We start from the raw sequence: 25717 nt of genomic DNA, 5'->3' as shown, positions 1-25717 counted from the left end.
GTGAAATTAACGAAAAACAAAAAAATGCAACGCGACGAACAAATTTTTGATCTTATCCAAGAGGAGAAAGAAAGACAAATTCACGGACTAGAGCTTATTGCTTCTGAGAATTTTGTAAGTGATGAAGTAATGGCAGCAGCAGGGTCTGTTTTAACTAATAAATATGCTGAGGGTTATCCTGGCAAAAGATACTACGGCGGTTGCGAAGTAGTGGACGTTATTGAGCAGATTGCAATTGACAGAGCTAAAGAATTATTTGGAGCTGAATATGCAAACGTACAGCCTCACTCAGGTTCTCAGGCAAATACATCTGTTTATCATGCTTGTTTAAATCCAGGTGATACTATTTTAGGTTTCGATTTATCTCATGGAGGTCACTTAACTCACGGTTCTCCTGTAAATTTCTCTGGACGTTTATACCGTCCGGTATTCTACGGTGTAGATGCTGAAACTGGTCGTTTAGATTATGATAAAATTCAAGAAATTGCAACTAAAGAACAGCCAAAATTAATTATCGCTGGAGCTTCGGCTTATTCTCGTGATATGGATTTTGCTCGTTTCAGACAAATTGCTGACAGCGTAGGAGCAATCTTGTTTGCTGATATTTCTCACCCAGCTGGTCTTATTGCAAAAGGATTAATGAACGATCCAATTCCTCATTGCCACATTGTTTCTACAACAACTCACAAAACATTGAGAGGACCACGTGGAGGTTTGATTTTAATGGGTAAAGATTTCCCAAATCCACAAGGATTAACAACTCCAAAAGGAGAAATCAGAATGATGTCTTCATTATTAGACTTAGCTGTTTTCCCTGGAAACCAAGGTGGACCTTTAATGCATATTATCGCTGCTAAAGCAGTTGCTTTTGGTGAAGCATTAAAAGATGATTTCTTTACTTATGCAATGCAATTAAAAAAGAATGCAAATGCAATGGCTGATGCTTTCGTAAAAAGAGGTTACAACATTATCTCTGGCGGAACAGATAACCACATGATGCTTATTGATTTAAGAAACAAAGGTATTTCTGGTAAAGAAGCTGAAAATGCATTAGTAAAAGCTGAAATTACAGTAAATAAAAACATGGTTCCTTTTGACGATAAATCACCATTTATCACGTCTGGAATTCGTGTTGGAACAGCTGCAATCACAACTCGTGGTTTAGTTGAAAAAGATATGGAAACTATTGTTGAGCTTATTGATAAAGTTTTATCTAATCATACGGATGAAGATGTTATCGAAGAAGTTGCTGAACAAGTAAATGATATGATGAGCGAAAAACCGATTTTTGCATATTAAGAAATAGTTTCAAGTTTCAAGTTTCAAGTTTAAAGTTTTATGCTGTCCGAAAAACAGTTTGAAACTTTAAACTTTTTTCGTTCCTAAAAGAACCTGAAACCTGAAACCTGAAACAAAATAAACAAAAAACTATGGGCGTATTAAGATTACAATTGCCAACTGACCCAAGATGGGTAAATATTGTTGAGAAAAACATTGAAGAAATCTTAACAGATCACGCTTGGTGCGAGCAAAAAGCGGCAACAAATGCGATTACAATTATCACAAACAATTCTGAACATCAAGATTTAGTAAAAGATTTATTGGCTTTAGCCAAAGAAGAAATCGATCATTTTGAACAGGTTCATAATATCATCATTAAACGCGGATTAAAACTAGGACGTGAGCGCAAAGATGATTACGTAAACGAACTATACCAATACATGAAAAGAAGCGGAGACGGAAGCCGTGTTTCTGGACTTGTAGAACGATTATTATTTTCAGCCATGATTGAAGCTAGAAGCTGTGAACGTTTTAAAGTGCTTTCTGAAAATATTAAAGATGAAGAATTGGCACTTTTCTACAGAGAATTAATGGAGAGCGAAGCAGGGCATTACACTACTTTTATCACGTACGCACGTAAATACGGAACCGGAATCGATGTTGAAAAGCGTTGGAGAGAATGGTTGGCATTCGAAGAATCAATTATTACGAATTACGGAAAAGGAGAAACGATTCACGGGTAGTTTTTTAGTGTTCAGTTTTTTAAGTTTTCAGTCACAGTCGCAGTTTTCAGTTTGTCAGGCTGAGCGGAGTCGAAGCCCGCGCAAAGTCTATCAAATATTCAAAAATTACTTTTGATCACCGCTTTCGCGAAAGCGAATAGATATTATAATTGTTCAAAAGTTCGAGTTTTTGTTAATCTAAAATCTAAAGTCTACAATCTAAAATTCCTTACATTTGAGAGTAACCAAAATCTCGAACTATGAGAATAGAAATGGACCTAAAATTAGGTTTTAAAGACGTAATGTTTAGACCTAAAAGATCAACCCTGAAAAGTAGATCTGAAGTTTCCTTAGAACAAAACTTTAAGTTTTTGCATAGTACTGCAAATTGGACAGGTATTCCGATTATGGCTGCCAATATGGATACTGTGGGAACTTTTGAAATAGCAAAGGTTTTGACACAAGAAAAACTTTTTACAGCCATTCATAAACACTACACTTTAGAAGAGTGGAATAACTTTCTAAAAAATGCAACTCCAGATTTCTACGATTATATTGCCGTAAGCACTGGAACAGGAAAAGAAGATTTTGAAAAAATAGGAGCAATAATTACTGCAAATCCGTCATTGAAATTTATTTGTATTGATGTTGCAAACGGCTATTCAGAACATTTTGTTCAGTTTTTAAAGAAAACCCGTAAACAATATCCAGACAAAATAATTATCGCTGGAAATGTGGTGACAGGAGAAATGACTGAAGAGTTGCTTTTAGCTGGAGCAGACATTGTAAAAGTCGGAATTGGGCCAGGTTCTGTTTGTACAACTCGTGTTAAAACAGGCGTTGGTTATCCGCAGTTATCGGCCATTATCGAATGTGCTGATGCAGCGCACGGTTTAGGTGGGCATATTATTAGTGATGGCGGTTGTTCAACTCCGGGCGATGTTGCTAAAGCTTTTGGTGCAGGAGCCGACTTTGTAATGTTGGGAGGAATGCTCGCAGGACACACAGAAAGCGGCGGTGAACTAATAGAAGTCAAAGGAGAAAAATTCAAACAATTTTACGGAATGAGTTCAAAAACAGCAATGGACAAACATTCAGGCGGTGTTGCAGAATACAGAGCAAGCGAAGGGAAAACAGTTCAAGTTCCGTATAAGGGTGACGTCATTCATACTGTTTTAGATATATTAGGCGGAATAAGAAGCACATGCACTTATGTTGGAGCTTCAAGATTAAAAGAATTGACTAAACGAACGACTTTCATCCGCGTAAGCGAACAGGAAAATCAAGTTTTTACTAAATAAAATATATTTCAAAATACATTATGATTAGCATTTCAGAAGCAGGGTTAGGTGATATCTCTACAATTCAGAAAATTACAAACATTACTTGGCCAATTACTTACGGTGAAATTTTATCTAAATCGCAATTAGATTATATGTTAGGTTTATTTTATTCTGATGAGGCTTTGGCAAAACAAATTGAGAATAAAGAACAATTATTCTATCTTATTTTAGATTCTGAATCTACAATTGGTTTTATCGGAATTGAGCATCATTATAAAAATGAAGCCATTACGAAAATTCATAAAATCTACTTGTTACCAGAAACACAAGGAAAAGGTTATGGAAAAAAAGTATTTGATTTTATAGAAAAACTGGCTTTAGAAAACAATTCAAAACAATTGTCATTGAATGTAAACCGATTTAATACAGCATTAGATTTTTATAAAAAAATAGGTTTCGAAATTAAAGAAACCGTTGATATAGAAATTGGAAATGGATATTTGATGGAAGATTATGTGATGGGGAAAGGTTTATAGCCATTTTATAATTAACGAATTTTAAAATCACAGTTTTTGTGATTTTTTTTATTTCAAAATAAATAGATAACTCTATCTATTTTTGTTTTATCTTTGTTAAAAAAAGAAAATGAAACAGAAAAGCAATGTAAAGAAACGAATACTAGATACAGCATCTCGTCTGTTTTATCATCAGGGGTTTAATAGTACAGGAATTAATCAAATTATTGCTGAGGCAGATATTGCTATTGGATCGCTTTATAAACATTACCAGTCTAAAAGTGATTTGTTGTATCATTATCTTGAACAGCAGGAAACAGAATATTTTGCCAATCTCGATGACTATTTGAAAGACGAGAAACAGCCATTAAAAAAACTTCTAAAATTAATAGATTACCGTATTAAAGTTCAGGAAGAATCAAATTGCTCCGGATGTCATTTTATTAAAGTAAATGCTGAAATTGGACGAGGAGATAAAAAAATAGAGCAGTTTATTGTGGCTCATAAAGAACGTCAGCGGGACTATATAAAATCTTTAGTTGATGAAATTAGTACTGTAAAATCATTTTCAATAGAAAAAAAAGCACTTCAAAATAGCATTTTTTTAATGATAGAAGGAGCTGTGGTTTCAGCAAGTATAAACGGTAATACCAATGATTTAAAAGAAGTAAAAAAAGCTATAAATCAGTTTTTCTGATTTATTTTTTGATTAAAAATAGATAGACTACTCTATATAATATGAAAAATAAAAAATATATTTCGCTTCTCATTTTGTTACTCGCACATTTGCTTACCATTTTGGATATATTTATTGTAAACGTTGCAATTCCATCTATTCAACGTGGTCTTGATTCCAGTAATGGAAAAATTCAATTAGTTGTAGCTATGTATATGGTTGGGTTTGCTTCTTTTTTGATAATTGGCGGAAAAATGGGAGATTATTTTGGAAGAAAAAAAATCTTTATTCTAGGACTGTTTTTGTTTATGGTTACTTCTGCGGGATGCGGGTTTGCTGCCACTACAAATCAGCTTATTGCTTTGAGGTTTTTTCAAGGTATAAGTGCAAGCTTAATGGCACCACAAGTTTTATCTTATATTCAAATTCTCTTTGTTAGTCATAAGGAACGTACTTATGCAATGGGCTGGTACGGAATTGCGATTGGAATTGGCACGATGCTGGGGCAGTTTTTAGGAGGTTTTCTTGTAGAACTCCAACCATTTTTAATCGATCAATCATGGAGGTATATATTCCTTATCAATATTCCTATTTGTTTAATGGCGATTTTGCTGGCCATGCGTTATCTCAATCGATCCAGAGACAATTCTTCTTTGCAAATGGATTATTGGAGCGCATTTATATTATGCATAGGGCTTGCTTTACTGGTTTTTTCGATGGCTGTGGGATTAGAACAAAAAGATTTGATTGCAATTACGCTGACAATTTCTATAGTATTTCTGATAGGTTTTATATTTAGACAGATCAAAAGAAAATTAAAGAAAAAAGAGCCATTATTGAACATGGAGCTTTTTACGCACAAGAATTTCAATATTGCGGTTTCGGCTTCGGCTCTTTTTATGTTAATGCTCGATGCGTACTTTTTTGTATTGGCAATTTTTCTGCAAGACGGGATTAGACTTTCTCCTATGCAAGCAGGATATTTTATTGTATTTCAAGGATGCGGTTTTATTTTAGCATCATTTTTTGCAGCTAGATTGGTGCTTCAGTATGGTAAAAATGTATTGATTTTTGGAGTGTTGCTTCTTATGCTTTCTCTTATTTTTCAGCTGGTTCTTTTTTATTATCAATCAATCGATTACAAGGGATACTTTGCCATGTTTTTGCACGGTATTGGTGTAGCCTTGGTTCTGCCTTCATTTGCTAATATTGCGCTGAAAGATTTACCCCAAAACAGGATTGGAAATGCATCAGGAGTTTATTCTACATTGCAGCAATTGTTTGGTGCATTGGGCATTACTTTAACAGGAGGTGTATTTTACTATTTTGCAAAAGGAAAAACAGATTATACAGATTTCTATAATGCTTTTTTCTATGGCACATTAATTCATTTGCTTTGCTTAACAAGTGTATTGCTTATTTTATTTCTGTTGCCCAATTCTATTCTTCCAGCAAAAACAGAAAAAGAATAGTAAAAAAATGATTATTTCTAACTCACAATCACATCGTGCGTAAACAATAAACCTTTCACTTCCTTCAAAGAAAAAATAGCCTTTTTTAATTTAGTTTTAGAAGGATCAATAGTATAATTGTAACTTGTTTTAAAATCAGCTTTGTTAGCTATCGCTTTGTTGAATTCTGATCTATATAAATCACAATTATCGAAAATTACGTTGGTTAAATCTGTCGCCATAAAATCTACTGCAATCAAACTGCAATTGGTAAACGGAGTTCCTTTCAATTTTAAAGTATAAAACTTAGAAAAATCGAGGATGCAATCATTAAAATGAACTTCAAAAATCAGTTTGTCGCACATCGCAAAATTCACCTCTTTAATTTCGCATCGATTAAAAGTAACGGTTCTCAATGCCACATAATTGATTTTTGCTTCGCTGAAAATACAGTCATTAAAAACACAATCAATAAAAGTAACGGCTAAAAACGTGCATGCAGAAAAGTTACAATTGTTAAAAACGCAAGATTCAAAGTCTTTAAAATTCAAATCGTCTTTGGCGTAAACAATCGTATTGTATTCTTTATCAAGAAAATATTCGCTTTCTTTTTTCAACCTTTTTTATAATTATTTGAAGGTGAAAAGGTAATAATTTACGATAAAATAATGGGAACAAATTATAAATGATTTTGATTTCATTCACATTTTTAATCCGTAAAATGGTGTAGCTTTACACTTATTTTTATAAGTCAAAACATATCAATTTTATTATATGGAACCAACAAGAAAGGAACATGATTTTCTGGGAGAATTAGAAATTCCGAATCATTTATACTACGGAATCCAGACTTTTAGAGCTGTAGAGAATTTCAACATTACAGGAATTCCGATTTCAAAAGAACCTTTATTTATCAAAGCTTTAGGATATGTAAAAAAGGCTGCTGCTTTAGCCAATAAAGATTGCGGCGCAATTGATTCTAAAATTGCTGAAGCAATCTGTTACGGAAGTGATCAGGTCATTGCGGGCAAATTTGATCAGGAATTTGTGAGCGATTTAATTCAGGGTGGAGCAGGAACTTCTGTAAACATGAATGCGAACGAAGTCATTGCTAATATTGGTTTGGAATATTTAGGGCATAAAAAAGGCGAATACAATTTTCTTCATCCAAACAATCATGTGAACTGTTCTCAATCGACAAATGATGCTTATCCATCGGCTTTTAGAATAGCTTTGTATTTGAAAATGGAAAGCTTTATTAAAACTCTTGCTGGTTTAGAAGTCGCTTTTGCTAAAAAAGGAGAGGAGTTTAAAGAAGTCCTGAAAATGGGAAGAACGCAATTGCAAGATGCGGTGCCGATGACTTTAGGGCAGGAATTTAAAGCTTATGCTACAACAATTGGAGAAGATATTCAGCGTTTAAAAAATGCTCAGGAATTGTTGTTAGAAATCAATATGGGAGCAACAGCCATTGGAACAAAAGTAAATGCTCCAGAAGGTTATCCAGAAATCTGCGTAAAATATTTGGCAGATGAGGTTGGAATCCCGTTGACACTTTCACCAGATTTAATTGAAGCAACGGTTGATACAGGTGCTTACGTTCAGATTATGGGAACTTTAAAACGTTCTGCGGTTAAGATTTCTAAAATCTGTAATGATTTACGTTTATTAAGTTCAGGGCCAAGAACTGGTTTTAACGAAATCAATCTTCCGGCGCGTCAGCCAGGTTCATCTATTATGCCAGGGAAAGTAAATCCGGTAATTCCAGAAGTGGTAAATCAGACTTGCTTTTATGTTATCGGTCAAGATTTAACGGTGACAATGGCGGCAGAAGCGGGACAATTGCAATTAAATGTAATGGAACCTGTAATTGCTTTCGCAATGTTTACTTCGTTGGATTATCTTTCAAATGCTATTCAGACTTTAATCGATAAATGTATTAACGGAATTACAGCAAATGTGGACCATTGCTATAATATGGTAATGAACAGCATTGGAATTGTAACGCAATTGAACCCAATTTTAGGTTACGAAGAAAGTGCGAGTATTGCTGGAGAAGCTTTAAAAACGGGTAAAAGTGTACATCAAATTGCAGTTTTGGAAAGAAAGCTCATTACACAAGAAAAATGGGATGAAATTTATTCTCTTGAGAATCTGATTCACCCAAAATTTATTACCAAGTAATATTTGAGATGATATTCCTAAGCCGTCAAATTTATTTTTGACGGCTTTTTTTGTTAAAATAATTTTGAATTAATTAGTTTTAGTTTGTAAGATGTTGAAAATAAGACTTATATTTACAGTAGGATTGAGCTTTTATCTCTAAAACTAAACTTTGTAAATGGTAATTTTTTTTAAAAATAATGCCGATAAGTACAAGTCTAAAATCTTAGGATTATTGCTTCTTATTTCTTTTAATTCATTTTCTCAAGAAGAACTCAGTAATCCAAATATTTGTCCTCCCAAAACAATATTCGATATTTTTAAAAAAGATGATGATGCGCTAGTCGTTAAGCCTACAAAAAACAATTTCTTTTTAGTAATCCCAGCAATAGGTTCTCAGCCTGCAACTGGTTTCTTTTTTGGAGCCGTTGCCCAATATACTTTTAAAGGAAAAGAAGAAAAAGATAAATATTCGATTGCTAATATCGGAATTACTTACACGCTTAAAAATCAATGGTTAGTTAATGTAAAAAACAATATTCTGCTCAAGAATAATAAAATCTTTTTGAGCGGAGATTACCGATTATATCTGTTTTCACAACCCAATTATGGTTTAGGAACCGATATAATTCCGCCAAGACGTGACCGTCCGCCTGGATTTAGTGTCGATTCGCTAGCTCAGGATATGGATTATAATTACTTTAAGTTTCATCAGACAGTTTCTTTTGAAGTTAAGGAAAATTATTATGTTGGAGGAGGAATTAATATCGATTGGTATTCAAGTATTGATGACAAAGAACTAGATATTGATAACGGAAATTATACTTATCATTACAATTACAGTCAGAAATATGGTTTTGATCATAATGAGTATTTCTTGAATGGAGTAAGTTTAAATTTAGTTCACGATTCACGAGATAATCAGGTAAATGCATCAAAAGGTTGGTTTGCCAATATAAATTATAGATTTAATCCAGTACTGTTTAATAATCAGGAATATAGTAATGTTCTGTTTGCAGAATACCGTCATTTTATTCCTGTTTCACATAAGAATCCGCGTTATATTTTGGCAATTTGGACTTATGGACAGTTTGTGACAAGAGGAAAAGTTCCGTACTTAAACCTGCCGGCAATTGGCTGGGATCAGCGCAGCAGAAGCGGGGAAGGGTATACGCAGGGATTGTTTAGAGGAAATGGGTTGGTTTATTTATCGACAGAATTTCGATTTCCAATTACTTGCAACCAATTGCTAAGCGGTACTGTTTTTACCAATTTTGTAACGACAAGTAATTCTGATAATGATCTTAAATTGTTCAAATCCATTCAGCCCGCAGCAGGTATTGGTTTAAGGCTTTTAATAGATAAAGCATCCAAAACCAATCTGATTTTCGATTATGCTTGGGGTAATAATTCTAAAGGATTTTATTTGAATGCTGGAGAAACTTTTTAATTTTAAAAAATTTAAGCGCAAAATAATAGTAAAAAGCAGGCTATCGAGTCTGCTTTTTTTATTGTTCACAATAAAATCATAATTTGTAAAGTTGTTTAAAATTATTTTAAATAGTATTCTTATTTTTGTTGTATATACAAACTTCTTAATATGAAATTACTGATAGTCGAAGACGAGCCAAATCTATTATCGATATTACGAAAAGGTTTTGCAGAAAATAATAATGAAGTAAGCGTTGCTATGGATGGTCAAACTGCCATGGAAATGATTCATAATTATACTTTCGATGTTGTAATTTTAGACGTTATGCTTCCTGATGTTAACGGAATCGAGATTTGCAGAAGACTTCGAGCAGCGAAAAATTTTGTGCCCATTTTACTTTTAACGGCTCTTGGAACTTCAGAAAACATTGTAACCGGTCTTAATTCTGGTGCAGATGATTATCTGGTAAAGCCTTTTAAATTTGGTGAATTAGACGCCAGAGTAAATGCTTTATACAGAAGATCACAGCAGGAAACAGAAAAAATAGACACTATTACAATTGCTGATTTAGAAATAAACGGACGCGCCAAAACAGTCAAAAGAGATGGCGAGAATATTGTATTAACTGCCAAAGAATTTAAACTGCTATACTATTTAGCGAAAAATACGGGACGCATTGTTTCGCGCGATCAAATTTTGGACAATGTTTGGGATATTAATTTTGATATGAATACCAATGTTGTCGATGTGTATATTACGTACTTAAGAAGAAAGATAGATAAGCCTTTTTCAACCAAACTGATTCATACCATGAAAGGTTTAGGTTATGTAATTAAGCCATAATATGGATATTAGAAAAAAAATCACTTTCAATTATGTTGCCCTTTCAACCTTTAGCACTTCGCTATTGTGTATTATCGTATTTTTTCTTTTTAGAGAAAACAATCGATATCACTTTTTAAAGCGATTAGACGATAGAGCAAAAATTGTCGCTTCAATTCATTTTCAAAAAGACCCAGAGAAAATTAAATATTATAAAAATCTTCAAAAAAATGGTCTTGAGGAATTAATTGAGGAAGAAGAATATGTATTAAAAATAAATAGCCATAATAGTTTTGATTATAATACTAATCTCAATCTTCCAAATACCTTTTATACCAATATCTTAAGAACAGGAAAAGATTCTTATGAAAGGGATAATAAATATTATTTAGGACAGATTTTTCAAGAAAACAATCAGAAATATATTGTGATTGTTGGTGCGAGAGACCGTAAAGGTAGAGATACAACCGTTTATATTGTCAAAATTATGCTTTTTGGCGGAATCGGATTTGTAATTCTTGCTTTTCTTTTAGGACGATTCCTAGCAAAACGTGTTATTAATCCTGTCGCGAGAATAACAAAAGAAGTAAAAAGAATTAGTGCTTCTAATTTACACAACCGTCTTCCCGAAGTTAAAAATTCTGATGAAATATCAGATTTAACCAATACGTTTAATAATATGTTGGATCGATTGGAAACTTCTTTTGAAATTCAGGCTAACTTTATTAATAATGCTTCTCATGAATTAAAAACGCCAATTACAACCATTATTGCCGAATCTGAGATTATGTTGCTAAAAGAGAGAGAAAAGTATGAATATGTAGAATCTTTGCAAAATATTTACAGCCAGGCTTCAAGATTAGGGAATTTGACAGAAAGTCTTCTTAAATTGACGCAGACAGGATATGACGGACAAAAACAAGTTTCAGATATTGCCCGAATGGACGAATTGTTATTGGATGTAAAATCAGATTTAGATAAAATTTATCCAGATAACCGCGTAAGCATTAAACTTAATTTTGCTCCAGAAGATTCTAATCTATTATTGTTACCATGCAATAAACCGCTTTTAGAATTGGCAATCAATAATATTATTACCAATGGAGTAAAATATTCAGACAACAACGAAGTCTTTGTAAATCTTACGGCCAATAAAGAAATGATTAAAATCACGATCAATGATATTGGTATCGGAATTCCGCCAGAAGATATTCCGCATTTATATGAGCCTTTCTTTAGAGGTAAAATTGCAGCTAAGTATATTGGTTATGGTTTAGGATTGCCCTTAGCGTCTAAAATTATTAGAATGCACGATGGTGAACTTCAAGTACAGTCAGAACAAAACAAAGGAACAATCGTTACGATCATCTTCAAAAAAGGCAACATTAAAAAATCTAATGTTTAATTTTAGAAAATTCTAATTTTAAATTAATTAAGGTCTAATTTGCGGACAGTTATTTTGTAGGTATAAACTAAAAGATATACTTATGAAAAATTTTCTTATACCTACAACTTTAAAAGATGATACTATTTCGGCTGTTAAATCTGCGGTAAATCAGTCTAAGAATACGGAATCGGAAATTATTTTAGTATTAGTTACAGAAGCTCCTGATACGTTTTCATCCTCTGGTTTTTTAAGAGAAATGAGATCTGGACTTACCAAAAGTCAGGAAGAAGTTTTAGAAACTTGCCGATATATTATAGAACATACTCCAAATATTAAGCTAAAAGTTCACAATCAATACGGACTTTCAGCACCAATTTTCAAACGTCTCATTGAAGCTTTTTCGGTGAAGCTGGTTATTCTTACGCACTCTTATAAGCAAGAAAGCAAAAGAATTCATCAGTATTTAGTGCAATTGGCTGGGAATCAAAAATGCCCAATTCTTCATTTAAGTACAGAAGTCAATAAAGAGGTTTTCCATAAAGCTTTATATGTAGAAAATTCAAGCAAGAATATCCATGTAAAAGATGTGCAGGAATTTTTAAGCGCCAATTTCTCTTTTGAAATTGTTAGCCAGACCGCCAGTTTTGAAGATAACTACGAAAATGTTGCGCCGTTTTTATCAGAAGCCATTTCAAAACATAATATTGATATGTTAGTGGAAACGCGCAAAGGCGAAAAAATCAAATTTAAAAAAGTCAAAAAAGAAAATGTCAATGAAAAATTAGGCCTTCCGGTTCTTTCATTGTACGAAGAGATGGTTTGATTTCTAAGAATCTAAGCCTCTGAGGTTCTAAGGTTCTAAGTTTTTTAATTGGTAAACTTTAATTCCTTAACGTCTTAGCTCCTTAGTTTCTTAGAACCTTAAAAAAAAATATTAATTTAATTAAAACCGAAAATATGTTATTAAAGAAAAGAATACCAATGAAGTACGTTCTCGGGAAAATTAAAGTAGAAATTGCTCTAGTACTCGCGTATACAGTACTATTTGAAATTTTCCATCATTATTTTATCAATCTTCCTGTAGATATTCCGATTGCGATTCCAACCATGATTGGAACAATTATTTCCTTATTATTAGCTTTTAAGTCCAATCAAGCTTACGATAGATGGTGGGAAGCGAGAATAGTTTGGGGAGCTGTAGTAAATGATTCCAGAACACTTATTCGTCAAGTTTTAACCTTTTACAATGATCCTGGTTATTCGGTTGAAGCCAGCGAATTCAAAGAAAATTTTGCTAAAAGACAAATTGCTTGGTGTTACAGTTTAGGACAATCGCTTAGAAAAAGAGATGCTATAAAACCGCTTGAAGGTTTAATTAGCGAAGAAGAAATCAAATACATCAAAAATCATCAGAACGTTCCCAATGCCATTTTGATGCTGCATGCAAGAGATTTAAGAACCGCTAAAAACGAAAAGAAAATCAACATGTACCAGCAGGTAGAAATTGATAATACCTTGTCAAGATTATGTGATGAAATGGGAAAATGTGAGCGTATTAAAAACACGATTTTCCCGACAACATACAGCATGTACATTAGATTGACTTTGTGTTTATTCATTTTTGTATTGCCTTTCGGACTAACAAGTGTATTGAGCTGGTTTGCAATTCCGTTGATTACGGCAATCGGTGCTGCTTTCTTTTTAATCGAAAGAATGGCCATTCATTTGCAAGATCCGTTTGAAAACCGACCAACAGATACTCCGGTTACGGCAATTGCAAATACAATTGAAAAAAATATTAAACAAATGCTGAATGAATATCAAAGTGAATTTGATATTCTAAAAGAATTTGAATTAAATGACGAACCTAAGAAAGTCGAGAAAGACGCTTATTTTGTCTTATAACTATTTAATTTTGGTCTTCTTTTAATTGTTGGCTGGACAGTGTGTAGTTGCGCTGTCCAGTTTTTTTGTTATTTAAACACATAGTTTTGTCATTTCGATCCCGAGGATTCGGGAGAGAAATCACACAAGAAATTCTACAAAGAATAGATAATCTCATAGTTTGTCATTTCGACGTAAGGAGAAATCTCCACAAGTAACTCCGTAACAATTTTCCAATCTTTGTGGAGCTTCTCGCGAAGATTTCTCCTTACGTCGAAATGACAAAAAAATGGCAATTACAATTGCTTCGCCAATCTCCCCAATGTCTGAATAGCAGTTCTCAATTCATTAGACCAAGGCAATCCAAAACTCAAACGCATGCAGTTAGAAAACTGATTTTGAAATGAAAAAATCCTTCCAGGCGCAATACTAATATTATGCTGTAATGCTAAATGATAAAAGGCAGCAGTATCTATTTTTTTATTCAATTCGACCCAAAGGAAAAAACCACCTTGAGGCTGACTCACTTTGGTTCCCGCTGGAAAAGATTCTAAAACAGTGTTGATATAATTGGTGCAGTTGCGATTCAAGATTTGGCGAATTTTTCTAAGATGGTTTTCATAACGTCCATTTTTTAGAAAGTCACCAACGACTTCGTGTGTAATAGTTGAATTGGAGATCGTATGGTACAATTTAGTTCTCAGAACTTCTTTTTTAAACTTCCCTGGAGAAACCCAACCCACACGATAGCCTGGTGCCAGACTTTTGGAAACCGAACTGCAACACAAAACGATACCGCTTTCATCATACGTTTTACAGTTTGTCGGACGGCTTGTTCCAAAATACAAATCGCCATGAATATCGTCTTCAATCAACGGAACATTATAGAAATCCATTAAACGGACAATTTCCTTTTTATGTTCGTTTGGCAGCATGCTTCCCGACGGATTACTGAAATTACTCATCAAAACACAAGCTTTTACTTTCTTTGTAGAAAGTGTTTTTTTAACTGCTTCTATTTCAATTCCTGTTGTCATATTGGTTGGAAGTTCCATTACGTACAAACCCAATGATCTCGCCAATTGCAGAATTCCAAAGTAAACGGGACTTTCTGTAATGATAGTGTCTCCTGGTTTTGTCAGCGTTAATAGACAATCCGAAATTGCCGAAATACAGCCCGGAGTCGTTATAATATCATCTTCAGTCAAAGAACCGCCCCAAGTAAATGACCAGCGCGCAATTTCTTTTCTTAAATTACTATTTCCTTCAATTTCCTCATAACTTGTTCCGCTGTTGGGCAATTGACGCATGGCCTGAACCATTCCCTTATTTAGTTTCGCAATCGGAAGTAATTCATTAGATGGAAAACCAAGCGAAAGCATCGTAATATCTTTTTTACGCATATCGCCATAAACCAAATCTACTAAGTCCTCACGTTCAATATTTTCAAGGGTTAAAAGCGGTTTGCTTGCCGATGGTTCTGGAATTGTTCTAGCCGAAATATTACTTACATAATAACCTGATTGTGGTCTAGATTCGATCAAAGAACGGCTTTCAACTTCGTAATATGCTTTACTGACGGTACTCATGCTGTAACCAGTTTCAGCACAGACTTCTCGTATAGATGGCAGTTTGTCGCCTACATTTAAAAGTCCAGATTTGATCTGTTTTTCGATGAGGTCAGCAAATTGAAGATATAAGTAATTCGAATTTTTCATTGTAAAAATAAAAACTGTTATGCTGCAATTTACAAAAACTGTATCTGTATTGCTGTTTAATTTTTTAGAAATTTGCTTCATCAAAAGAAAACAAATCAAATCGGAGTTTTTGTGAAAACAACAAAGTATTATATAGCAGCAATTATTGCTTTTACCACATGGGGACTTTTCAGCTTGGTTTTAAGACCAATTCATGAGTATCCGTCATTAGATATTCTGTTTTTCCGTGTTTTTAGCTGTAGTATTTTGATGCTTTTGATTGCTCTGATCTTCAAAAGAAAACAAATAAAAGAAACCGTACAAATCTTTAAAGCATTGCCAAAATCAGAAAAAAGAAAATCTGTTTTATTGAATATTGGCGGAAGTGCTTTTTTGATGGGAAATTGGTTTACGTATATTTATGTAATGAATCATGTCAGTGTTAAAGCAACTTCCCTGGCGTATTTAGTCTGTCCAATTCTGACTACCATATTAGCTTATTTTATATTACAAGAGAAACTGTCTAAAATGCAGTGGATTTCTGTAGGATTAAGCATTTCAGGCTGTGTATTATTGTCGTACGCTGCTATTATGGATATGGTTTTTAGTATTATTATCGGATTAACATATGCTTCTTATTTAGTAAGTCAACGCGCGAATAAAGGTTTTGATAAATTTATTGTATTGACATTTCATATTACTTTGGCAGCATTAGTATTATTACCGTTTTATCCGGTTTTTGGGGGACCGGTTCCAACGGAATTTAAGTTTTATCTCTGCATTGAAACCATTGCAATTGTATTTACTATAATTCCGTTATTTCTCAATTTATATGCACTTTCAGGAATCAACTCTTCAACAGTTGGAATGTTATTAAACATTAATCCGATGATTGCATTTGGTTTGGCAGCCTTTTTCTTCAAAGAAAATATTACGCCATTGCAGATTACAGCATACGGTATCATTTTTACCGCAGTGTTAGTTTTTAATTCGCATCATATTTTTGCCATAAAGCAAAAAATGACCTCAATATCCAAAGGTTCTTAATTCTTAGTTTTCATATTTTTTATTGGTTTAAAATCGAAAATTGTCAGAATCTTAACAGGATGTTTAAACAGGAATGAGTATATTTCATTCCTGTTTTTTTATGCGATAACGCGTAATAAAAGATAGCCACGAATTCACGAATTATTTTGAAAAAATTAGATTAAAAAAATTCGTGAATTCGTGGCTAAAAAAAACTATTTCCAAATTGAATACCATTGATATGAAAAATACCAGACTTCAAGCCTTTACTCCGTTATTTTATTTAGTGTGGTCAGATGATTTACTGACGCAGAAAGAGTTTACAACTCTGCAAGGATTTATAAATTCTCTAAATGTATTATCTCAAGAAGAAAAAGAATATTTACTTTCGAAAGTAGATATTTCAAATCCGCCTTCGCGAAATGAACTCACACAATGGAAATTAGATATTGAAAAAAGCATTCAAGATAAATCTTCTGTTAAGTCGATTTTTGATATTGCAAAAGCACTTTCAGGAACCGATTTAGATTTAACTCCAATAGAATCCGATTTCAAAAAATTGGAAAATGATTTGGGAATTTTGGGTGAAGAAGCACTTCAAAACTTCAAAACCAAAGCAGGCTCTTTTACTGCCGATTCTCATACCAATGCTAGTTTTGATATTCAGAAAATCACTCAGATTTTAGACGGAAAAGAAGCCGCAATAATCAAAAGGGTAAAATCGGTGATTTCAAGACCCGAATTTGCTTATGAGACTTCTACCGATATTAACGTTTTCAGACAAACCGTTTACAAATGGTGTAAAATTTTGGCCGATGAAAATCTTGGAAGTATGGCGTATCCAAAACAATATGGCGGAGGAGAAAACATAGCCGATTATTTTGCAATTATGGAAACGCTGAGTTATCACGATTTAAGTCTGGTGATTAAATTCGGAGTTCAGTTTGGACTATGGGGAATGAGTGTTCAGTCTCTTGGAACTGATAAACATTATGCTAAATATTTAAAAGATATTGGTTCGCTGAAACTTCCTGGCTGTTTTGCAATGACCGAAACACATCACGGATCGAACGTAAAAGGTTTAGAAACTACAGCAACTTACAATCATAGCGATCAGACTTTTACCATTCACACACCAAATAAAAACGCGCAAAAAGAATATATCGGAAATGCAGCTGTTCACGGACAAATGGCAACTGTTTTTGCAAAGTTAATTATTGACGATCACGATTACGGTGTAAATGCGTTTGTAGTGCCATTGCGCGATCCAAATGGAAATGTCGTAAATGGTGTAACAATTGGCGATTGTGGCCATAAAATGGGATTAAATGGTGTGGATAACGGAACCATTAGTTTTGATAATGTAGTAATTCCGAAAGAAGATATGCTCGATCGTTTTGCTTCTGTGAATGACAAAGGCGAATTCGAAAGTCCGATTCCGAGTGATAACCGTAGATTTTTTACCATGTTGGGCACTTTGGTAGGAGGGAGAATTGGGATTCCGCGTTCGGCTTTAGCGGCAGCAAAATCTGGATTGACAATTGCCATTCGCTACAGTGATCAAAGAAGGCAATTTGGACCAGAAGGCGGTTCTGAAGTTCCGATCTTAAATTATAGAATGCATCAACGCAGATTGTTACCGCCTCTGGCTAAAACATATGCGGTTCATTTTGCATTACAATATCTAACCAACAGATTTTTGAACAGAACAGAGGCCGAAATGCAAGAAATTGAAGCTTTGGCTGCGGGAATGAAATCGTATTCAACTTGGAGCACGAGAGATATTTTACAGGAATGTCGTGAAGCGTGTGGAGGAAAAGGATATTTGTCTGAAAACCGAATCGATGCACTTAAAAATGATACTGAAATTTACACCACTTTTGAGGGGGATAATACGGTTTTGATGCAATTAGTAGCCAAAAATCGTTTGGCAGAATTCAGAAAATCGTTTGGAGAAATGGGTTCGCTTGGAATCATTAATTATGTATATGAAAATGCGAAAACAGCTATTGCTGAGAAAAATCCAATTGCAACCAGAAGAACTGACGATGAGCATTTATTGGATGGAGAATTTCATCTTCAGGCATTTGTTCACAGAGAAAAGACAATTTTGGCTTCTGCAGCGCGACGTATCAAGAAATTGATTGATGGGGGATTAGAACCTTATGACGCCTTTAATGTCGTTCAGCACCAAATGATTGATGTTGCACAGGCGTATTTAGAAAGAATAGTTTTAGAACAATTTCAGCTTGCAATAAAAGCGGTTGAAGATGAACCATCAAAAGTAATTTTGACGAAACTGAATCAGCTATACGCACTTTCTACAATCGAAAAAAATAAAGCTTGGTATTTGGAAGACGGTTATATGGAAGCGGTTAAGACTAAAGCAGTCCGTAAAATTGTAAATCAGCTTTGCTGGGATATTCGTCCTGATGCTGTAGCTCTGGTAAATGCTTTTGATATTCCAGAAAGCTGTTTGGCAGCGCCAATTGCGGTTTGATTTTAAACCATATAAGTAATATAACTTTTAAAAAAATCTTTGTCAAAATTTTAAACTTTGACAAAGATTTTTTTATGCCATTAAAGCTTAAGCTATAAAATTGATGATCGCATAAAGACTTTTATATCATTGTTTTATTAAAATAATTTGATTTTTCAAATTCTTGGACATTCATAGAAATTACAGAAACTTCCGGAAGCAGAGCATTCAATTTTGTAACAATTACTTTTGATAGGTTACCTTTTTGTTCATCATTTCGTCCTTCCATAATATAGCTGAAAACATGAATAAAATCATCTAAGGTATTTCCGTTGTTATAATTTGTAAAAGGATTAATACGAACTTTAATTTCCGAAGCAGTAAAAAGATCAGTTGATAAAGCGGCATCAAAAACTCCCTGTATTATTTCGTCCGCAGCTAGTCGGCGCAGTACATTTTCTGAACAGTCAATTATAAAGTGTGGCATAATTTTTATGTTTTATAGGGTTTGTTGAAACAAAATTATAAAAAAGCTTACTTGTAATATTTTAGAATACACACTTTATTATATTTGTATATCTTATTTTATTTTTTTGTCAGTTTGAAAAATCTATTTCTTTCCGTTTTTATAGTTCTTATCAGCTTTCCTCTTTTTGCGTCGGAGAGCACAGATGTTATTTTAAAAGAATTAAATGAAGCGATCAAGAATAAACAGCATTACGTAAAAATAAAAGAAGAACGAATTGAGAACTTCAAGAAAATTAAATCTGATAACCTTACGAAAGAGCAGGAGTACAATTATAATAAAACGCTGTATTTAGAATATCAGAAACTAAACTCAGATTCTGCTATTCAATACGTAAAAAAGAACCTCAAAATTGCAGAAGAACTTCAAAATAAAGAGCTTTTCAATTTGGCTCAATTGGAATTGGTAACGCTTTATTCCTCTTCTGGAAAATACCGCGAATCTGAAGCTATTTTAAAGAGTATTAATAAAAAAAGTCTTCCTGCTTCCTTACTCCCAAATTATTATATTTCGTATCGTGAGTTTTTCGAGCATTATGCTGCAAATAGTTACAGTCCAGAATATCGAAAACAGATAGGAAAATATAGAGATTCATTATTAAGTATTCTAAATCCGAATACATTGGATTTTCAAATTAATAGAATTCAGCAGGATATTTTTATTGATAAAAAATACAATGATCCCAAAAAGCAATTATTGGCTTTATTGAATAAAACAAAAGAAGAAAGTCCGCAATATGCGATGATTACTTATTTGTTAGGAAAAATTGGTGAAGCGACACATGATTTGGAAGCCAGAAAAAGATACTACGCACTTTCTGCTACTTCAGATATTAAAAACGCCAATAAAGACAACGCTTCATTGCAAGAATTGGCTCTAGTTTTTTACGAAATAGGCGATGTAGATATGGCCTATAAACTGACACAATCTGCTATTGAAGATGCGCTTTATTGCAATGTTCAGTTCAGAACTTTGCTCATGTCAGAAGTATATTCGATTATCAATACTGTGTATTTAGAGCGTGAAGCGCAAAGAAAAAGCGAATTGCAGATTTACTTGCTTTGCATTAGTCTGCTTTCTTTGTTTTTGATTGTTGCGATTATTTATGTGTATTTACAGATGAAAAAGGTATCGAGAATTCGATCAGAACTTTACGAAACCAGTCAGAAATTGGCAGAATTAAACAAAGATATTACCGAGACAAACAGTCAGCTTCAAGAAAGCAACCTGCAATTGTCTGAATCTAATTTGGTTAAAGAAGAATACATTGCACATTTCTTCAATCTTTGTTCGACTTATATCAATAAACTAGAGAATTACCGTATTATTTTAAACAAGAAAGCAACGGCGAAACAATTTGATGAAATTTATAAAATATTAAAATCAACTACTTTGGTTGATAATGAGTTGGAAGAATTATACAAGAACTTCGATATTATCTTTTTAAACTTATACCCAACATTTGTCAAAGATTTCAATGTTTTATTAATACCAGAAGAACAGATTGTTCTCAAGCAAAATGAATTGCTAAATACCGAGCTTCGAATTTTTGCTCTAATCAGATTAGGAATTACTGATAGTGTTAAAATAGCGGCATTTTTACGTTATTCTTTAAGCACAATTTACAACTATCGCACAAGAGCTCGAAATAAGGCTGCAGTTTCGCGAAATGATTTCGAAGAAAAGGTCATGAAAATCGGTTCAAAGACTTTGAAAGTGTAAAAAATAGTTTTAAATCTACTACTTTTTTTAGTGATTTTAAAATGTTAAGTTTTTGTAATTCAATGTTTTAGTTTTTTAATCTACTACTTTTTTCTGTCTAAAAATGTAACATGTACGATAACGTTTTAGTTTTACAATATGATAAAAAAAGTTTTTCGGTAAGAAGACTTTCCTATTATAAACTAATGCTTTAATAAATACTGTTATGTTAAAAAACGTTAAAACAATTGTTGTTTTACTTTTACTAAGTTCTGTTGGAATGAATGCCCAGAACAAAGTGCCAGTTTATCTAGACGATAAAAAACCGATTGAAGAGCGAGTAGAAGATGCGCTTAAACGAATGACTACCGAAGAGAAAATTGCCATGATTCATGCGCAATCAAAATTTAGTTCTCCAGGTGTAAAACGTCTTGGGATTCCAGAAAACTGGATGACCGATGGACCACACGGAATTCGTGCAGAGGTAAAATGGGACGAATGGGATCAGGCAGGTTGGACAAATGATTCTTGTATTGCCTTTCCAGCGCTTACAGCACTTTCATCAACATGGAACAAAGAATTGGCTTCTTTATATGGTAAATCTATTGGAGAAGAAGCACGTTATCGCAACAAAAACGTATTATTAGGGCCTGGTGTAAACATTTACAGAAGTCCATTAAACGGGCGTAACTTCGAATATATGGGAGAAGATCCGTTTTTAGCTTCAAAAATGGTTGTTCCTTATATTAAAGGAGTGCAGTCAAATGGAGTTGCGGCTTGTGTAAAACATTTTGCTTTAAACAACCAGGAAACTAAACGTAATTCTGTTGACGTAATTGTTGACGATCGTACATTATACGAAATTTATCTTCCTGCTTTTAAAGCTGCAGTTCAAGAAGGTGATGTTTGGTCAATTATGGGAGCATACAACAAATACAAAGGTCAGCAATGCTGCCATAACGAATATTTGTTAAACGATATTCTTCGCGGAGAATGGGGCTTCAAAGGAGTTGTAGTTTCTGACTGGGGTGGTGTTAACGACACTAAACAAGCTATCCACAATGGTTTAGATATGGAATTTGGTTCTTGGACAAATGGTTTGTCTTGGGGAACAAGTAATGCTTATGACAATTATTATTTAGCAAAACCATATTCTGAAATGATCAGAAAAGGTGAAATTGGAACAAAAGAATTAGATGAAAAAGTACGTCGTATTCTTCGTTTATCTTTCTTGACGACTATGGATAGAAATCGTCCTTTTGGATCTTTTGGAACAGAAGAGCATGCTATTGCAGGACGTAAAATTGCTGAAGAAGGAATTGTTTTATTGCAAAACAATAACAACATTCTGCCAATTAATCTTTCTAAAACTAAAAAGATTGCTGTAATTGGAGAAAATGCTATTAAAATGATGACTGTTGGTGGAGGAAGTTCTTCGCTTAAAGCTAGATACGAAATCACACCATTAGAAGGTTTGAAGAAAAGAATCGGAAATCAAGCTGAAATTGTATACGCAAGAGGTTATGTTGGAGATCCGACAAGTAACTATAATGGAGTTATAGCTAAAGTAAGTTTAGAAGATAAACGCTCTCCAGCTGAGTTAACTGCAGAAGCTTTAAAAGTGGCTAAAGATGCAGATATTGTTCTTTTCATCGGTGGATTGAACAAAAGTCCAAATCAAGATGACGAAGGACATGATCGTAATGAATTGAATTTATCTTATGGTCAGGATAAATTAATTAGCGATTTAGCGAAAGTAAACAAAAACATTGTTTTCGTAAATATCTCTGGAAATGCAATTGCAATGCCTTGGATTAAAGAAGTTCCAGGAATTGTTCAAGGATGGTTTTTAGGAACTGAAGCTGGAAATGCTTTAGCAAATGTTTTGGTTGGAGATGTGAATCCGTCAGGAAAATTATCTTTCACTTTCCCAGTAAAATTATCTGATAACGGAGCTCATGCTTTAGGCGAATTCCCAGGTGGTGATTCAGTAAAATACAATGAAGGAATTTTTGTAGGGTACCGTTGGGCTGATAAAAACAAAATCAAACCATTGTTCTCTTTTGGTCACGGTTTAAGCTACACGACTTTTACTTACGGAAAAGTAACAGCAGACAAAAAACAAATGAATGCTGGAGATAAAATAACATTCTCTGTTAATGTAAAAAATACTGGAAGTAGAGAAGGTTCTGAAGTAGTACAATTGTATATTTCTGATTTAAAATCTTCATTGCCACGTCCGGTAAAAGAATTAAAAGGTTTTGAGAAAGTAGCTCTTAAAGCTGGAGAAGAGAAAACAGTAACGTTTACAGTTGATAAAACGGCTTTAAGTTTCTTTGACGATAAAAAACACGACTGGGTTGCTGAACCTGGTGATTTTGAGGCAATTATTGGTGCTTCTTCAACAGATATTAAATCTAAAGTGAATTTTTCACTTAAATAAGTTTTTTTATTTCTAAAAATTGGTTGGTTTGTAAAGCTGCAAGTGTAAAAATTTGCAGCTTTGCTTTTAGTTAAAATCTTACCATTAAGACATTAAGAAATATAAAGAATAGCTTTATTGTCTTATATTTTGAGCTAAGTTCATGAAGTAAAAGCTTAATATCTTAATGGTTTTAAAAAAAAAATGGATATGAAAAAAATTACGCTCGCAATATTGACTTTATTTTTTGCTAAGAATATTTCAGCACAAAGTCTGAATAAAATGCAATGGTTTAATGAACCTGAAAAATGGGAAATTAAAAACAATGCTTTAATTATGAATGTCACTGCAAACAGCGATTATTGGAGAATTTCGTATTATGGTTTTACTGTCGATGATGCGCCTTTTTACTACACAACTTATGGTGGCGAATTTGAAGCTAAAGTAAAATTGACAGGAAATTACATTGCCCGTTTTGACCAAATGGGATTGATGATTCGTATCGACGAAAAGAATTACATTAAAACAGGAGTTGAATTCGTTGATGGAAAGTTTAATATCAGTACCGTTGTAACGCACGATAAAAGTGATTGGAGTGTGACAACTTTAGAAAAAGTGCCTCCTTTTATCTGGATAAAAGCTGTACGACGATTAGATGCTGTTGAAATATTTTATTCTTTTGATGATAAAAATTATATCATGACCAGAAATGCGCCTTTGCAAGATAACACACCAGTAATGGTTGGTTTAATGGCTGCTTCTCCAGACGGAAAAGGTTTTGAAGCCAAATTTGAGAACTTTTCAGTAAAACACTTGCCAGACCAAAGAAGATTAGAATGGCTTAAAAATCACCAATAGATTAGACTCCAAAAACTTAAACTATAAATTATAACTTAACTTAAACCAAAAACAAATGAGTTCAATTTCATCTGATATTAAACCAAAAAAACATTACGAAATACTTGACGGTCTTCGTGGCGTAGCGGCTATTCTGGTAGTTGCTTTTCATATTTTTGAAGCTTTTGCTGGTGGAAACCGTTTTAAACAAATTATAAACCACGGATATCTTGCCGTAGATTTCTTTTTCCTTTTGTCAGGATTTGTTGTTGCTTACGCGTACGACGATCGTTGGGTAAAAATGGGACAATGGGAGTTTTACAAACGCCGATTAATCCGTTTACAGCCCATGGTAATCATGGGGATGATTATTGGTGCTATCTTTTACTATTTCCAAGCCTCAGATATATTGTTTCCAATGATTGGAGGAATGGAAGTATGGAAAGTGATTCTGACAATGATAATAGGTTTTACGTTATTGCCAATTCCTCCTTCATTAGAAATTAGAGGTTGGGGAGAAATGCATCCTTTAAATGGTCCGGCATGGTCGCTTTTTTTCGAATATATTGCAAATATCTTGTACGCCGTTATCTTCCGTAAATTTTCGAATAAAGTAATGTCAGTTTTTGTATTGATATTTGCCGGACTATTAATTAATTATACTGTTTTTGGACCAAAAGGTGACGTAATCGGAGGATGGTCATTAAATGTTGAGCAAATGTATGTTGGTTTTACCCGTTTGCTGTACCCATTTTTTGCTGGAGTTTTATTATGCCGATTAGGAAAATTAATCCACGTAAAAAATGCTTTCTGGATTTGCAGTATTTTAATCACTATTGTTTTGGCATTGCCAAGATTTGGAGATGAAAACAGTCTTTGGATAAATGGTTTGTATGAATCAATCTGTATTATTTTTATTTTCCCGATAATTGTAGCAATTGGAGCAGGAGGAGAGATTAAAAATGAATTTTCATTAAAAATATGTAAACTATTAGGCGATATTTCTTATCCAATTTATATTACACATTATCCGTTAATTTATTGGTTTACAGCATGGGTTGTAGATAACAAAGTTTCAATGGAAAATGGCTATCTGGAAGGAATCGGAGTTTTAATCGTAAGCATCGTTTTAGCTTTTGTATGCTTAAAATTATACGATGAACCAGTTAGAAAATGGCTGATGAAGAAATTTCAAAAAAGAAAAGTTGCTGTATAAGGTACAGAGAGGCAAAGGTTCAAAGGTGCAGAGGTAAAAAACTTTGTCCTTTTGAACCTCTGTAACTCTGAACCTTAAAAAAGGTATTGAATTTCTAAATTTTGTTAGTTATAGATATTCAAAAAGGGATAAACAATTATGTTTATCCCTTTTCATTTTTCATTAAGAAATTATTCCATTGGAATGTTTGGTTGGTA

At 33.5% G+C, this 25717-nt stretch carries 21 protein-coding genes; 18 read left to right on the top strand and 3 right to left on the bottom strand.

What is annotated here, in order from left to right:
* Positions 1-24 precede the first annotated feature (24 nt).
* From glyA to LPB248_RS02065, 6 genes are all read left to right on the top strand, one after another.
* Positions 25-1299, top strand: coding sequence for a serine hydroxymethyltransferase (gene glyA / locus LPB248_RS02090; RefSeq protein WP_177209955.1), 1275 nt, complete (start codon positions 25-27; stop codon positions 1297-1299).
* A 131-nt stretch (positions 1300-1430) separates the two neighbouring features.
* Positions 1431-2024 (top strand): tRNA-(ms[2]io[6]A)-hydroxylase, encoded by a 594-nt coding sequence (locus LPB248_RS02085; RefSeq protein WP_057122755.1) that lies wholly within the window; start codon positions 1431-1433, stop codon positions 2022-2024.
* Positions 2025-2263: 239 nt separating this feature from the next.
* The gene (locus tag LPB248_RS02080; RefSeq protein WP_177209954.1) at positions 2264-3304 is read left to right on the top strand and encodes a GMP reductase; all 1041 of its coding nucleotides are present in this window, start codon (positions 2264-2266) and stop codon (positions 3302-3304) included.
* Between the two features lie 20 nt (positions 3305-3324).
* On the top strand, positions 3325-3822 hold the full coding sequence (locus tag LPB248_RS02075; protein ID WP_177209953.1) for a GNAT family N-acetyltransferase: 498 nt from the start codon (positions 3325-3327) through the stop codon (positions 3820-3822).
* Positions 3823-3931: 109 nt separating this feature from the next.
* Positions 3932-4498, top strand: a complete 567-nt coding sequence (locus LPB248_RS02070; protein WP_177209952.1) for a TetR/AcrR family transcriptional regulator — start codon at positions 3932-3934, stop codon at positions 4496-4498.
* Between the two features lie 41 nt (positions 4499-4539).
* Positions 4540-5949 carry an MFS transporter gene (locus LPB248_RS02065; protein ID WP_177209951.1) on the top strand — a complete coding sequence of 470 codons (1410 nt, stop codon included), beginning with the start codon at positions 4540-4542 and terminating at the stop codon, positions 5947-5949.
* 17 nt (positions 5950-5966) lie between these two features.
* Here the strand turns inward: LPB248_RS02065 and LPB248_RS02060 are convergent, their stop codons facing one another.
* Complete coding sequence (locus LPB248_RS02060) at positions 5967-6545, bottom strand: pentapeptide repeat-containing protein (protein ID WP_177209950.1); 579 nt, start codon at positions 6543-6545, stop codon at positions 5967-5969.
* A gap of 157 nt (positions 6546-6702) precedes the next feature.
* On the opposite strand from LPB248_RS02060, the gene aspA reads away from it, so the two are divergent.
* From aspA to LPB248_RS02030, 6 genes are all read left to right on the top strand, one after another.
* The gene (aspA, locus tag LPB248_RS02055; RefSeq protein WP_177209949.1) at positions 6703-8112 is read left to right on the top strand and encodes an aspartate ammonia-lyase; all 1410 of its coding nucleotides are present in this window, start codon (positions 6703-6705) and stop codon (positions 8110-8112) included.
* Positions 8113-8269: 157 nt separating this feature from the next.
* Positions 8270-9541 carry a BamA/TamA family outer membrane protein gene (locus LPB248_RS02050; RefSeq protein WP_177209948.1) on the top strand — a complete coding sequence of 424 codons (1272 nt, stop codon included), beginning with the start codon at positions 8270-8272 and terminating at the stop codon, positions 9539-9541.
* A 150-nt stretch (positions 9542-9691) separates the two neighbouring features.
* Positions 9692-10366 carry a response regulator transcription factor gene (locus LPB248_RS02045; protein WP_177209947.1) on the top strand — a complete coding sequence of 225 codons (675 nt, stop codon included), beginning with the start codon at positions 9692-9694 and terminating at the stop codon, positions 10364-10366.
* A 1-nt stretch (position 10367) separates the two neighbouring features.
* On the top strand, positions 10368-11750 hold the full coding sequence (locus LPB248_RS02040) for a sensor histidine kinase (RefSeq protein WP_177209946.1): 1383 nt from the start codon (positions 10368-10370) through the stop codon (positions 11748-11750).
* 82 nt (positions 11751-11832) lie between these two features.
* Complete coding sequence (locus LPB248_RS02035; RefSeq protein WP_177209945.1) at positions 11833-12555, top strand: hypothetical protein; 723 nt, start codon at positions 11833-11835, stop codon at positions 12553-12555.
* Positions 12556-12689: 134 nt separating this feature from the next.
* On the top strand, positions 12690-13637 hold the full coding sequence (locus LPB248_RS02030; protein WP_177209944.1) for a bestrophin family protein: 948 nt from the start codon (positions 12690-12692) through the stop codon (positions 13635-13637).
* A 275-nt stretch (positions 13638-13912) separates the two neighbouring features.
* Here LPB248_RS02030 and LPB248_RS02025 read toward each other — a convergent pair whose 3' ends face one another.
* Positions 13913-15334, bottom strand: a complete 1422-nt coding sequence (locus tag LPB248_RS02025; protein ID WP_177209943.1) for a PLP-dependent aminotransferase family protein — start codon at positions 15332-15334, stop codon at positions 13913-13915.
* Between the two features lie 111 nt (positions 15335-15445).
* On the opposite strand from LPB248_RS02025, the gene LPB248_RS02020 reads away from it, so the two are divergent.
* Together LPB248_RS02020 and LPB248_RS02015 are read left to right on the top strand one after the other, a co-directional pair.
* Positions 15446-16360 (top strand): EamA family transporter, encoded by a 915-nt coding sequence (locus LPB248_RS02020; protein WP_177209942.1) that lies wholly within the window; start codon positions 15446-15448, stop codon positions 16358-16360.
* A 220-nt stretch (positions 16361-16580) separates the two neighbouring features.
* On the top strand, positions 16581-18839 hold the full coding sequence (locus LPB248_RS02015; protein WP_177209941.1) for an acyl-CoA dehydrogenase: 2259 nt from the start codon (positions 16581-16583) through the stop codon (positions 18837-18839).
* A 121-nt stretch (positions 18840-18960) separates the two neighbouring features.
* Here the strand turns inward: LPB248_RS02015 and LPB248_RS02010 are convergent, their stop codons facing one another.
* The gene (locus LPB248_RS02010; protein ID WP_177209940.1) at positions 18961-19305 is read right to left on the bottom strand and encodes a 5-carboxymethyl-2-hydroxymuconate Delta-isomerase; all 345 of its coding nucleotides are present in this window, start codon (positions 19303-19305) and stop codon (positions 18961-18963) included.
* A gap of 114 nt (positions 19306-19419) precedes the next feature.
* Here LPB248_RS02010 and LPB248_RS02005 point away from each other — a divergent pair, with 114 nt between their 5' ends.
* The 4 genes from LPB248_RS02005 to LPB248_RS01990 all read left to right on the top strand — a co-directional run bounded on the left by LPB248_RS02005 (position 19420) and on the right by LPB248_RS01990 (position 25520).
* Entirely contained in the window at positions 19420-21066 is a 1647-nt protein-coding gene (locus LPB248_RS02005) for a DUF6377 domain-containing protein (RefSeq protein WP_177209939.1), read from the top strand.
* A gap of 205 nt (positions 21067-21271) precedes the next feature.
* Positions 21272-23488, top strand: a complete 2217-nt coding sequence (locus tag LPB248_RS02000) for a glycoside hydrolase family 3 C-terminal domain-containing protein (protein ID WP_177209938.1) — start codon at positions 21272-21274, stop codon at positions 23486-23488.
* A gap of 189 nt (positions 23489-23677) precedes the next feature.
* Positions 23678-24325 carry a DUF1349 domain-containing protein gene (locus LPB248_RS01995; protein WP_177209937.1) on the top strand — a complete coding sequence of 216 codons (648 nt, stop codon included), beginning with the start codon at positions 23678-23680 and terminating at the stop codon, positions 24323-24325.
* A gap of 55 nt (positions 24326-24380) precedes the next feature.
* Positions 24381-25520 (top strand): acyltransferase family protein, encoded by a 1140-nt coding sequence (locus tag LPB248_RS01990; RefSeq protein ID WP_177209936.1) that lies wholly within the window; start codon positions 24381-24383, stop codon positions 25518-25520.
* Positions 25521-25717: the final 197 nt, after the last annotated feature.

Source organism: Flavobacterium sp. LPB0248 (genome assembly GCF_013388355.1).
Taxonomy (GTDB): Bacteria; Bacteroidota; Bacteroidia; order Flavobacteriales; family Flavobacteriaceae; genus Flavobacterium.
The sequence above is the reverse complement of the archived record's forward strand: the minus strand, read 5'-3'. Positions and strand labels throughout refer to the sequence as shown.

Bases quoted from the DNA above. Each gene is read 5' to 3' on its own strand.
- glyA (WP_177209955.1), top strand. From the start codon at position 25: ATGCAACGCGACGAACAAATTTTTGATCTTATCCAAGAGGAGAAAGAA.
- LPB248_RS02085 (WP_057122755.1), top strand. From the start codon at position 1,431: ATGGGCGTATTAAGATTACAATTGCCAACTGACCCAAGATGGGTAAAT.
- LPB248_RS02080 (WP_177209954.1), top strand. From the start codon at position 2,264: ATGAGAATAGAAATGGACCTAAAATTAGGTTTTAAAGACGTAATGTTT.
- LPB248_RS02075 (WP_177209953.1), top strand. From the start codon at position 3,325: ATGATTAGCATTTCAGAAGCAGGGTTAGGTGATATCTCTACAATTCAG.
- LPB248_RS02070 (WP_177209952.1), top strand. From the start codon at position 3,932: ATGAAACAGAAAAGCAATGTAAAGAAACGAATACTAGATACAGCATCT.
- LPB248_RS02065 (WP_177209951.1), top strand. From the start codon at position 4,540: ATGAAAAATAAAAAATATATTTCGCTTCTCATTTTGTTACTCGCACAT.
- aspA (WP_177209949.1), top strand. From the start codon at position 6,703: ATGGAACCAACAAGAAAGGAACATGATTTTCTGGGAGAATTAGAAATT.
- LPB248_RS02050 (WP_177209948.1), top strand. From the start codon at position 8,270: ATGGTAATTTTTTTTAAAAATAATGCCGATAAGTACAAGTCTAAAATC.
- LPB248_RS02045 (WP_177209947.1), top strand. From the start codon at position 9,692: ATGAAATTACTGATAGTCGAAGACGAGCCAAATCTATTATCGATATTA.
- LPB248_RS02040 (WP_177209946.1), top strand. From the start codon at position 10,368: ATGGATATTAGAAAAAAAATCACTTTCAATTATGTTGCCCTTTCAACC.
- LPB248_RS02035 (WP_177209945.1), top strand. From the start codon at position 11,833: ATGAAAAATTTTCTTATACCTACAACTTTAAAAGATGATACTATTTCG.
- LPB248_RS02030 (WP_177209944.1), top strand. From the start codon at position 12,690: ATGTTATTAAAGAAAAGAATACCAATGAAGTACGTTCTCGGGAAAATT.
- LPB248_RS02025 (WP_177209943.1), bottom strand. From the start codon at position 15,334: ATGAAAAATTCGAATTACTTATATCTTCAATTTGCTGACCTCATCGAA.
- LPB248_RS02015 (WP_177209941.1), top strand. From the start codon at position 16,581: ATGAAAAATACCAGACTTCAAGCCTTTACTCCGTTATTTTATTTAGTG.
- LPB248_RS02010 (WP_177209940.1), bottom strand. From the start codon at position 19,305: ATGCCACACTTTATAATTGACTGTTCAGAAAATGTACTGCGCCGACTA.
- LPB248_RS02000 (WP_177209938.1), top strand. From the start codon at position 21,272: ATGTTAAAAAACGTTAAAACAATTGTTGTTTTACTTTTACTAAGTTCT.
- LPB248_RS01995 (WP_177209937.1), top strand. From the start codon at position 23,678: ATGAAAAAAATTACGCTCGCAATATTGACTTTATTTTTTGCTAAGAAT.
- LPB248_RS01990 (WP_177209936.1), top strand. From the start codon at position 24,381: ATGAGTTCAATTTCATCTGATATTAAACCAAAAAAACATTACGAAATA.